A 10,538-nucleotide genomic window follows, 5' to 3' on the forward strand; every position below is an offset into this window, starting at 1 on the left:
AATATACAAAATAAAAATTACTTAAAATGATAGTTAATAGGTTTATATTCACTTAAATATAAGTAAGATTATAACATATCAATTATTGGTAACAATATTATACAGTTTTATTCTATAATCATTACGGAAAACCGTAAGTAATTAATAAAATTTTCTATATTTTGTAATATCAAATATTGAGTTAAAGATTTAAGTAAATTTATACAGTAGTTGTATGAGATCTATTTGTCAACATGGTTTTAGTTTTTAATGGTTGTTTACAAATATATAATTTTTTTGTAATTAACCCATTTACTAGAACAAAATCCATTGTTTTAGATGTTAGTTAACTGATTTTATTTGAGATATTTTTTATCTATGAGAAAGTTGATATCTTCCGACGAACTAACCTCTTCAATCGGTAAGATATATCAGTATTTAACTTCCAAACTTCTTCACCCTAATCACCTTTTCCCTTACCTTAATTACAAAGGGCTCCAGTTGTACTATTTTCCCGGCTTCCACTTTAAAAGTATCAGTAGAGCGTTCGCAATAGGTATTGGATGGCAGAGAGTTTTTGTTCAGCTCAATCCTGTAATTTCCGGAGGGTAGGAAGGAGGCAAATTCACCGTTGTCATCGGTGATGATATGATGTACTAACTGTTCATTGCGGTAAATATTGAAGAGAATACCTCCGACTTTGGGTGTGAAATCTACTGCTGTTTTGGTGTCAAAATCATAGGTTATTTTTCCCTGGGTCGTTCCGTTTTGATGAAGAGGGATCTCAAAAGAGTAGTGGTGCTTGTCTACGATAAATTCGGTTTCATCATAATACCAGCCTTGCTGGATCACCTGTTTCAGGGCATACTTTCCGTAAGGGATAGAACGGTAGCTGATAGAACCTGACGGATCGGTTTTAAATGAAATATTGTTAAGCATAATGAGATAGCCTGCCGCTTCTTTATCGCCTTCATCATAGATATTATTTTCGTTCAGGTCATAATAAACAAACGCTTTGATATCACCTTTTTTACCCGGATCAAGGGTGCTGTTTCTAAGGTTGACGGTCACACCGGCTTCCACGGTCAACAGATTATTGGTGAAGCTTCCTGCAGTATAGCTGAAGTAGGAAGAGTTCAGGTACAGGGCGTACTTTTCCCTTGAATACTTCAGGTTCATAAAACCGGAAGGCGATTTTCCGTACAGAACATCATCCGTATAAGAAACACCTGAAGTGACATTCAGCTGACGGTTGAAGAAATTTTTATTCACAAAAGCAGAAAGGGAAAGCTTTTTGTAAGGAGTGCTCTGGTTCATCATTTTTGAAAAAGCATATTCGGAAAGGAAATAACTTCCATGCTGATAGATCCCGTTCACGGTAAGCCATTTGTAGCTGTAAGTTCCGCTTGCTTTCATCTGAAACTGTTGTTTGTCGTTATCCGGATATTGAACCAATCCTGTCTCCATGCTTAAGATGGAGGAGTGTTGCTTATCAGGGCTCAGCCAGGTAAGGTATTCCGTAAAACGCTGGGCTTTTAGCTGTTTTGTGTTCTCATAAGGCTGGGCATTGAAGAAAGTATTATAAGAATTGGAATTTTCTTCCTGATACTGGTAGCCAAGTCCCATCCCGAAATTCCCTTTTTTAGGGAAGTTGATTCCTGTATCCAGTCTTAGATTGCTCGAATTCAGGGTGTTGTCGTAAAAGTAGAACTTGGGTGAAAAATGGGAAGCCGTAATGTTGGCATACACATTATGGTCTTTGAAAATCATGGTAGAGAAATTCTGCTGAATCTGCAAAATTCCCCTTCTGTTTCCGGGATAATAATCTGTGCTGTAGAAATAATTTCCGTTCAGATTGACCTTTTTGATCATTCCGGAATATTGGGATTCCAAAGCTAAAGAAGGCTTGGAGGGCTGGTTGTTTTCGTAGAAACTCAGTCCGCCATACATTTTGGTGTTGGTTCTCCAGTCTTTGCCGAAAGCATACTGAAGGTCTGTTCCGGCTACATGATGTCTGGCTTTTTCATAAGGATCGTCCCTGAAAATATACGTTCCTGAGATATTACGGGAAGCGTTTTGAGCTCCCAGGGTTCCTCTGGTGTAAAATCCATAACCATATTTCAGAAAAGAATTTCTTTCGATCAGGCTGTAGGTCTGGTCTACGAAACCTGCTTCAATTTTTTTGTCTTTATCCGGAGAAGTGTAGGAATATTCCAGCCCTCTTCCGAATAGAGAAAGTTCCAGTAATTTATTGATGTTTCCGATGTTGAATTCACTGTTTTCCCTGTGATAGGTCAGATAGGTATTGTTTACAATGGGATCGCTCTGGTTCTTCATGGTATAGATATTTCCCCGGATGAAAATATAGCCTGAAGGAAGGTTGAAACCTCCGGAACCTACCAATTGATACATGTCCAGGTTTTCCCCGGCATGTCTGTAACTTGCCGTAATGGTGTTTTTGGTAAAATTGGAAAATGCAGTGGATTCCATATCCTCATAACGTTGCACTGAAGAAACATTCTGGACAGAAACACTGGTATTACCGAATATTTCTCTGTCCGGCTCTCTGAAACCTGCGATATTGACGGAAATCTGAGTGCTGCGGGATCTGATTCTGGAAGGCAGAAAACGGAACACAAAGACTGAATCTTTCTGCACGCCAATACTTCCTGTTTTCTCTATAAAAGGATTTCCCTGCTCAGCTTCTGGAATTTTAAAGACAACCGTTACATGCTGCTTTCTGTTTCCAAGATTGGAAACCCTTGCCCTTACTTCTACCGAATCGGTAGCCTTATTCACATAAATCAGAGGAGTTTCTGCCGTGATGCGCATGGCATTGTTTTCAGTAACGGTGTAAGGTATTTCTTTTTCCGCCATTGTTTTATTCTGCTGGTCAGAAAGACGGAAACCCATACGGGATTCACCCGAAACGGCATTATTACTGACTACAATTTTTACCGGAATGAAAAGATGTTCACCGGATTTCATTTCGACCTGAAGACTGTTGCCCGAAATATTCCTGAAACCTTGAGGAATGGTAATGTTTATTTTTCCTTTGAAATCATTTGTGCTTTGATTGTCAAGGACAATGATCAGATCCAGAATGCCTGTTTTATCTGTTCTGGATTCATTACGGATATCAAGACTTATCCCGGAACTGCTTTGCGCCGGAATCCATATCTGAAACGAAATCAAAAAAATGAAAAAAATTTTTTTGAACAGGTCTTGAAGCATGGTTATTGGGGGATAATCTCGTATTGAAGAGTGGTGGAATATTCTTCCGATTTGGCATTAATCAGTCTTTCATCATTGGCTTTGGTGGAATATCGGATATCGTAATATAAGCTTGAATTTCCGGTGGAGCCTCCAGTCGCAATAAGCTGGGGAGAAGCACTCAGCAGGATAGGATATACATTCCCATTGTTTCCAGAAACGGGGATGAGATTCATTTTTACGGTTCCTAAAGCAATGTAGTTTCCGGCTGGAGAGCTGAACTGCCCCTGAAGAGAACGTAATTTGATCTGGTAATTGGTATTGCTTTTTACAATCAGTCCATTGGAATAGGTGACACTTACTCCGTTGATATAATCCGACATGCTTTTGAATTCCAGTGATCCGTTGACTGCTTTTGTGGAAAATTGAAGCGACATTTCGGGTACATCGGTCGGAGTTCCGCTGAGCGTTCCGATGTGAATCTGGAAATTATGATCAGCCCTGCCGATAATATTGTTGTACTGGTCATACGCTGTAAACTGAACCGGAACATTAAATCGGGTCCAGGAAGGGTAGCTTCCAAGATAGGATCCTCCCATAACGGTCAGGCTGTATTTTACCTGCAGGTTATAATAGCCGTTGGGCTGTGGCGGCTGATTGTACAGTGCTGCATTGGACTGTGGAATTAAAAAGACTTCCTGGTTGGCCTGAAGAAAAGTATTTAACGGCATTCCGATCTGAGGAATGGTGGGCACAGGTCCCGGATAAGCCTGTCCTGAAGTGGAACCCGGCTGAAAGGATATTTTGTTGGCAGGCATTGTATAATTTCCGTCCGTAGAAGTGATAGGCTGCTTCAGCTTCATGGATATTTTCCAGTAAGGAATATTAAACGCGCCGTTACCAGCCAGGGTAAAGGTATAAGCATCGGGATTGGTATTTCCGCTGTAGGAATTAATCTGTAAATAGCTGTTTATCCAGGAATTGTAATTGACCTGTGAGAAGCAGCTCAGGGAAATCAACAGAAAGAAACAGAAGAGTTTTTTACTATTCATAGCTGAAACTTAATTCTCCCAATTCCAGATTGTTGTTGTCTCCATAATCAATCATTACAGAAGCGGTGTACTTTCCTTTTTCAAGGCTTGCCGGAAGAGGGATATTCATCTCTCTTTTGTTTCCGGGCATGGAATAAAAGATAACCGGATCCAGTGATACTTTTTTTCCGGTTTGGGTATTCACAAAGTCAGTGTAAATTTTTCCGTCGCCCCATATATCGCCCTGATTTTCAAAAAAGAGGTTGACTGTATTGGTTGTTTTTCCGTATACCAGATTCTGGATTTCAAGTTTTTTCGTTTTGGCGGCAGGCAGCTTGTGGAATAATTTGATTCCTGAGCGTATGCTTACCTTGATATTGGCGCCTTTATGATCCACATCATCTACCGGATTCATCTGGCTTACATATAAAACAGCCGTATGGGCAGCCAGTTGGTCTGAAAGTGCATTAGGAACCGTAATGGTAACCTCAATATCTTTTTTTTCTCCCGGAGCCAGCGTAAAGTAATTATCTTCTTTTTTGACCGAAACCCAACTTGCGCAGGACGTGGGAAGGGTATTGGCAGGATACGTTACATTCTCACCTTTGCCGTCATATTCCCAATCTCCTAAACTTACAGCCAGGTCCAGAGAATTTTTGGCACTTACATTCGTTACCGTTATTGTCTGGGTATTGCTGTTTCCGTTTCCCGACTCAAAGTACAGTCTTGGCGGTGAAACCGAAACTCCTGTTTGTGCATATCCGTGAAAAGATAGTAGGAAAAGAAGACTGAAAAGGAGAAGAGAAAGTCTGCTCATGACGGAGATTAGTTTTTAAATGTTGATAAAGTGCTGTGGTAGGTACAACACTTTATCATTACAAAATGATATCTATTATTGAGAAATAATGGTATACGTAAGTTCAGTAGTATATACTGTTGGGCCTTGTCCCGCGATATAGTTATCCAGGTAAGTATTATTTCCTGCACCTTTATATTCAATATTGATTTTTTTGTCTACACCTCCGGTAGAAGAAGTTAACAAAGTAGTTTCGCTAGATGATAAATGTACATTCTGAGCATATTGGGCACCGTTTACAGCGTCCGAGCCTGCGCTTGCAATAATCTGGATCGTGTTAGCCTGGATGTTTTTACCTCCCTGCTGTAGTACATCGTTACCACCTTTTACTTTTACCTGGAATCCTCCTGTGCTGTAAATGCTTAAGTGATCTGCGTTAAGAGAAGATACCCCGTTGGCATAGTCATCTTTGGTTTCGTAGTCTAGGTTAACGATTTTTTGAGCGTTGTTAACAACAAGAGTCTGAATAGGTTTAAGTCTCACGTTAAGGGTTACATTCTGTTGTGCTTGTAATGTTGTGAACCCCAGGATAGCAAAAGAAGCTAAGATCAAATTTTTCATAAGGTTAAGGATGTTTTTTGTATTATTTGTTTTTAAAATTGCGGATGCAAAGGTAAATACAAAGAACATCAGGACCTTTGTGAAAAGATACTTATTATTTGTGAATTTTTACGAAGAAACAGGCGCGCACTGATCAGTACTTTTTATGAATAATTACATAAAAAGTATCATTTAAATGCTGATAAAATCACCATAAAGTAAAAAGAATGCTTAATTAATCTTAAACATTAATTTTACTTAATATATAGGGAATGAATAAATTGCAAGATTGTTATTCGATGCATAGTTATTTTTTTAGGCCTTGCTTTATTTTTTACTGAGAAATTAGAGTTAATATTAAAAAATTTTCGTCGTCACTTTTGTTAACGCTTAAATTTTCCATAGCATTTTCAATCTCATGTTGGATAGGATATTGCTCCTGAACCACTCCTTTAGAATGGTTAATAAGAGGATATTCTTCAAACTTTTCTCTGTTGCTTTCGGAATTACCGATTGTACTTCGATATTCATCATACTTTGCATTCAGCTGAAACCCTGTCGGACTTGAGATGGTTACAGACTGAACCTCCCGGAAGGAAGACTCGTTTCCATCGTCCGAAAATCCTGAGCCTATAGCAAGCATCTGTACCGGATAAAGCCTTACGTTAAGCCTTAAACCGTCTGCTGCCTGGGCAAATGATTTTGTAATAGCAAAATAGAACAAAATGAATATTATGTACTTTGCAAGCATATAACCTGTATTTTTCCCCAAAAGGTTACTTATGTAAATATACAAATTATTTCATTTCTGAGGGATTTTTTCCGGTATGTTTTTTAATAAAATTGGTAAAATTTCCTTCATTGCTGAAACCCAGATCATAAGATATTTCAGAGATCGTGGAATTTGAAAAATTCAGGGCTTTTCTGCATTCAGTAATGAGTTTTTCAATGATGATGTGTTTAGCTGTTTTGCCCAGTACATACTCTGTCATCTCAGTGAGTTTCCTTGAGGAGATATTAAGTTCTTCCGCATAATAAGCTACTTTCTTTGCCTTTTTGTAATCTCTTTGCAGCAGAATTTTGAACCGGTTGACATAGTACATATAGTCAAATTTGATGTCCTTTTTGATTTCTTCGGTGGGAATATGTAAAAGGGCATCCAGCATCAGTCTTTCTATGGCATTATGGGCAGCAGCTATATATAAGCTTTCGTCCTTTTTCCGGAAACTTTCCATACGTTCCAGGAATATCACCCTCATCTGTTCCACATTGAAGAATGGAGCGATGAATATTTCAGAATTATAATTATAAAAAAGCTGCGAATTGATAAAAAGGCTGTCTTTGGTTGATCTTTCATAAAAACTGGATGAAAAAGCAATGGAATAAACATCCGATCTTTTGGTTTCCCCAAAAACGATTTTCTTTTGGGGGCCAACAAAGGCAATATTTCCCCCTTTTAGCGGGTAGGGAACATTGTCTATCGTTAACTGGATATCTTCCAGAATGATATAAATACAAAAATATTCTAAGGTGTTGAATTCTCTTTTGTTGTTATTTCTGTTGATAAGATAATCTAAACGATTGATACTGAATCCTATATTCTTTAACTGATCCGTTATTCTGTACATACATTGTTAGTCATTCTGTCCAAGAAAAATTCTTGCAAATTTTTCATATAAATATAAAAAATTTACCAAATATCTGGTTTTAAAGAAAAAAATTAAGTCAGTCTGTACGTAAAAATACCCGGTGACCTTATGATCATCCGGGTATCGTTATCCTTTTTTTTTGTTTTAATTAAATGATATACAGTGGTATAGCTGTTTTTGTCCGAAAATCAAGGGTTTGTCTCTGCAGATACTGATGTCACTTTGCACATCCATCTTCTCAACCTCCAAACCGGCAGATATACAAAAATCACTGACAGAATTCCTGCCAATGTTCCCACCACGACTGCCATTGCTGTTGCATCCAGTTTATAATCTTTTGAGAAATTATACTGTCCTATAAAGAGTAAGGATAATACCAATAGTCCTGTAATCAAACCATGTACAATGCTAAGCCTGGTCATAAGTTTTTTAATATTCAACTGTTCATCTACCGTAAACTCTATGGCTTCCTGGCTGGCGGCATCCGTTACTCTTTTGATGATATCAATGGTAAGCACCACCGGAAGAAAAATGGCCATTGGCAGGGTAAGACGGGCCAGGTTTTGGGTCCCGGAGAAAAAATGCGTGTAGCCTAATTCCTTGAAACTGGCATAGGCAATAATGAAATTAAAAAATACATTCGGAAGGACATAGTAAATTGTACGCTTAATGAGAAAGCGTTTGAGGGTGGTTTTCTTTATTGGTTTGGGCTTCGGAGGCTTTATTTTAAATTTCATAGAGAGGTGGTCAAAAGCTCAATGGCTTTATCTTTTATCAGATGAGCTTCCTCTTTGGGAAGAAAATTTTCATTGGACATGAAAGTGAAGTCCATCTGTTGGTTGTATGTACTGGTGACTAACGTATTAGAATTCAGCCATGGGAAAGCCACGGTAGGACTAAAAACTGTTTCCAGATTGAAATTTTTATAATCATTCGGGATATTGATCTTTCCCATATTGGATAAGGTTATATCATGCCCGCCTTCGCTGGACTTCAGCATGTTGATCATACGTTCCACAACAGGATGCATATGTTCACCCATCCAAAGGAGTTCACGGGCTTCCAGCTTGTTGATTTTCTCAATAAGATCCTTTTTGATCTCTTTGGCATTACTCAGAACATCCTGGCTGCCTTTTTTTAAGGAAAGTTCTACCGTTGGGGCAAAAGCAAACAAATGATCATCTTTAATTTCCGGGATAAAATGACGTACATCTACAGGACTGATTACCTTACCTTTGGCGCGGTCTCCCTGAACATCACGAAACGCCTGCATCACCGAAGAACAAAGTAAAGCATGCACGGAAATTCCGTTGGCTTTACATTTTTCAGTGATCATTTTGGTGTCCTTTGGAGTCATTTTCCAATGAATGGCGTAGTTTTTTCCCTGATTTCTCTTTTTACTTTTCTTCTGTATGGAAAAGAATATTTTAGCAAACAGAAGGTAAAGACCGGCCTTATATTTTTTTATTCCGATGTTAAAATCCGAAGGCAGGAAGTCATCAACAGATTCAAAAGCAACATAAGGAATTAACGGACCATAAGGATTGTCCAGTAAGCTTAGAAGTTCACGTAGTAAAGTGACACCGGTGGTCCCATCGGATATACAGTGAGGCATAATCCAAAGGATTTCGGAAGTACCCTGTCCTTTTACCCATACTACTTCGGCAAGTGGTTTTTTGGGAGTTTCAAAAAGTTTAAACCATCCTTTTTCAGATTCTTTAAACCAATCTTCGTCTGTTTTACGCTCCACAATACGAAGGGGAATAGGTTCAATATCTCTTTGTCCCATAAAAAAAGGGTAGCGCCCTTTGTTATGATCAATATTGGTTCTCAGAATAGGATGCTTCTGTTGGATTCTTATTAAAGCCGTTTTAAAATTTTCTTCAGGAATTTCTCCCTTGATTCTTGCTGAATAAATACAATTTAAAGGTGTTTCCGGATCTACATACATGATCCTTTCCACCATCATTAAAGGTCTTTTGATCATGATACTGCAGTCTGTTTTATTTGTGATTGAATTGTTCTGATAACTTCATCACGGATTGCTACTACTTCAGTATGAGGTATATAACCTTCGCTTCCCATGATTGAAAAATCCATCCTTCCACGGTAAGTAGAAACCACCAGAGTTGTGGTGTTTCCCAGCGGACCAATGACTGACGGACTGAAGATGGTCTCTACTGTAAACTCTTTATACTCATGAGGAATCTGAAGTGGTCCCAGATTAGAAAACATACAGTCGTTGGAAGATTTTCCGTTCTTTAAAAGCCTTGTGAAACTTTTCAGTGCATCATGTCCGGACTCCATCACCATCATGGTGATATAAGGATCCAGTTTTGAGGCTTTTTGTTCTACAGATTTCTGCATGGCACGGAGATTCTCTGTGAAGCTTAGCTTTTCATCCAAGGAAATCACAATCATCAGCCCGAAAGCGAAGATATGATCTGCTTTAATCTGTTTGGCAAAACGTCGGATGTCTACCGGGCAGGAAACTTTATTGAAAGATTTTTTACCTCTTACTTTTTTAAATGAATGTAACAATGCAACACTCAAAAATGTATTGACAGTAACTTCCTGCGATTTGCAATAAGCGATCACTTGCTGACTTGTTTCCTCATCCAGTTTTCCATGGATCAGATAGTCATTCTGTCTTTCAACAGGTTTTTTGTTTACCGGAAGCCATTTGATGGCAGTAGCAGCCAGTCTTCCGATAAATCTGGCTTTCAGTTTCTGTCTTCTGCTGTTCAGAATAGGGGAAGGAACCACATCCTGAATTCCCATTATGGGATTTTCTATCCCGATATCGGCAGACGGATTGTCCAGAACGATAAGAAATTCTTTTAAAAAGGCCATTGCGGAACCACCATCGCAAAGACAATGGTGGAACGCAAACAGCATGTCAGAAACGTCTTCCCCTTTGATCCAGATAAACCGGATCAGGGGAAATTTTTCGTAATTAAAAGTGGTGTTCCATTCTTTCCTGGATTCCTCCTGCCATTGATCTTCACTTTTTCTGGTGACGATTCTTACAGGAATAGAAACAGGTTTTTCAGGAACATTAAACCATGGAATATTTTTTTCATCATGGCTGATCAATGCTCTCAGCCATGGGTGTTTATTTTGGATTCGTGCCAGAGCCTGCTGGATATCTTTTAAAGTAAAGGTACCTCTCAGTCTGAACGGAATAACTGCGTTAAAGGGTTCTGAGCCGTCTCCCAATAACATACGTTCTCCAAATAGCAATCTTCTTTTAATAGGTTGATTCATAGG

At 38.7% G+C, this 10,538-nt stretch carries 9 protein-coding genes; all 9 read right to left on the reverse strand.

What is annotated here, in order from left to right; all coding sequences use genetic code 11:
- Window positions 1–417 precede the first annotated feature (417 nt).
- The 9 genes from A1704_RS14925 to A1704_RS14965 all read right to left on the reverse strand — a co-directional run bounded on the left by A1704_RS14925 (window position 418) and on the right by A1704_RS14965 (window position 10,535).
- Window positions 418–3,174: a hypothetical protein gene (locus tag A1704_RS14925; RefSeq protein ID WP_131797516.1), complete on the reverse strand. Its 2,757-nt coding sequence runs from the start codon at window positions 3,172–3,174 to the stop codon at window positions 418–420.
- 41 nt (window positions 3,175–3,215) lie between these two features.
- Window positions 3,216–4,244 (reverse strand): hypothetical protein, encoded by a 1,029-nt coding sequence (locus A1704_RS14930; protein WP_062674701.1) that lies wholly within the window; start codon window positions 4,242–4,244, stop codon window positions 3,216–3,218.
- Window positions 4,237–5,040 (reverse strand): fimbrial biogenesis chaperone, encoded by an 804-nt coding sequence (locus A1704_RS14935; RefSeq protein ID WP_062674702.1) that lies wholly within the window; start codon window positions 5,038–5,040, stop codon window positions 4,237–4,239. Before A1704_RS14935 ends, A1704_RS14930 begins: the two co-directional genes overlap by 8 nt.
- A gap of 75 nt (window positions 5,041–5,115) precedes the next feature.
- Window positions 5,116–5,640, reverse strand: coding sequence for a hypothetical protein (locus tag A1704_RS14940; protein WP_131797517.1), 525 nt, complete (start codon window positions 5,638–5,640; stop codon window positions 5,116–5,118).
- 313 nt (window positions 5,641–5,953) lie between these two features.
- Window positions 5,954–6,370 (reverse strand): hypothetical protein, encoded by a 417-nt coding sequence (locus tag A1704_RS14945; RefSeq protein WP_131797518.1) that lies wholly within the window; start codon window positions 6,368–6,370, stop codon window positions 5,954–5,956.
- Between the two features lie 46 nt (window positions 6,371–6,416).
- Window positions 6,417–7,247 carry a helix-turn-helix domain-containing protein gene (locus tag A1704_RS14950; RefSeq protein WP_062674708.1) on the reverse strand — a complete coding sequence of 277 codons (831 nt, stop codon included), beginning with the start codon at window positions 7,245–7,247 and terminating at the stop codon, window positions 6,417–6,419.
- A gap of 209 nt (window positions 7,248–7,456) precedes the next feature.
- Window positions 7,457–8,005, reverse strand: coding sequence for a hypothetical protein (locus tag A1704_RS14955; protein ID WP_062674710.1), 549 nt, complete (start codon window positions 8,003–8,005; stop codon window positions 7,457–7,459).
- Window positions 8,002–9,255: a phthiocerol/phthiodiolone dimycocerosyl transferase family protein gene (locus A1704_RS14960; protein WP_062674712.1), complete on the reverse strand. Its 1,254-nt coding sequence runs from the start codon at window positions 9,253–9,255 to the stop codon at window positions 8,002–8,004. Before A1704_RS14960 ends, A1704_RS14955 begins: the two co-directional genes overlap by 4 nt.
- On the reverse strand, window positions 9,252–10,535 hold the full coding sequence (locus tag A1704_RS14965; protein ID WP_062674714.1) for a condensation domain-containing protein: 1,284 nt from the start codon (window positions 10,533–10,535) through the stop codon (window positions 9,252–9,254). The genes A1704_RS14960 and A1704_RS14965 overlap by 4 nt, the downstream gene beginning before the upstream one ends.
- Between the last annotated feature and the right edge of the window lie 3 nt (window positions 10,536–10,538).

It is taken from the genome of Chryseobacterium cucumeris, assembly GCF_001593385.1.
GTDB classification, from domain to species: domain Bacteria; phylum Bacteroidota; class Bacteroidia; order Flavobacteriales; family Weeksellaceae; genus Chryseobacterium; species Chryseobacterium cucumeris.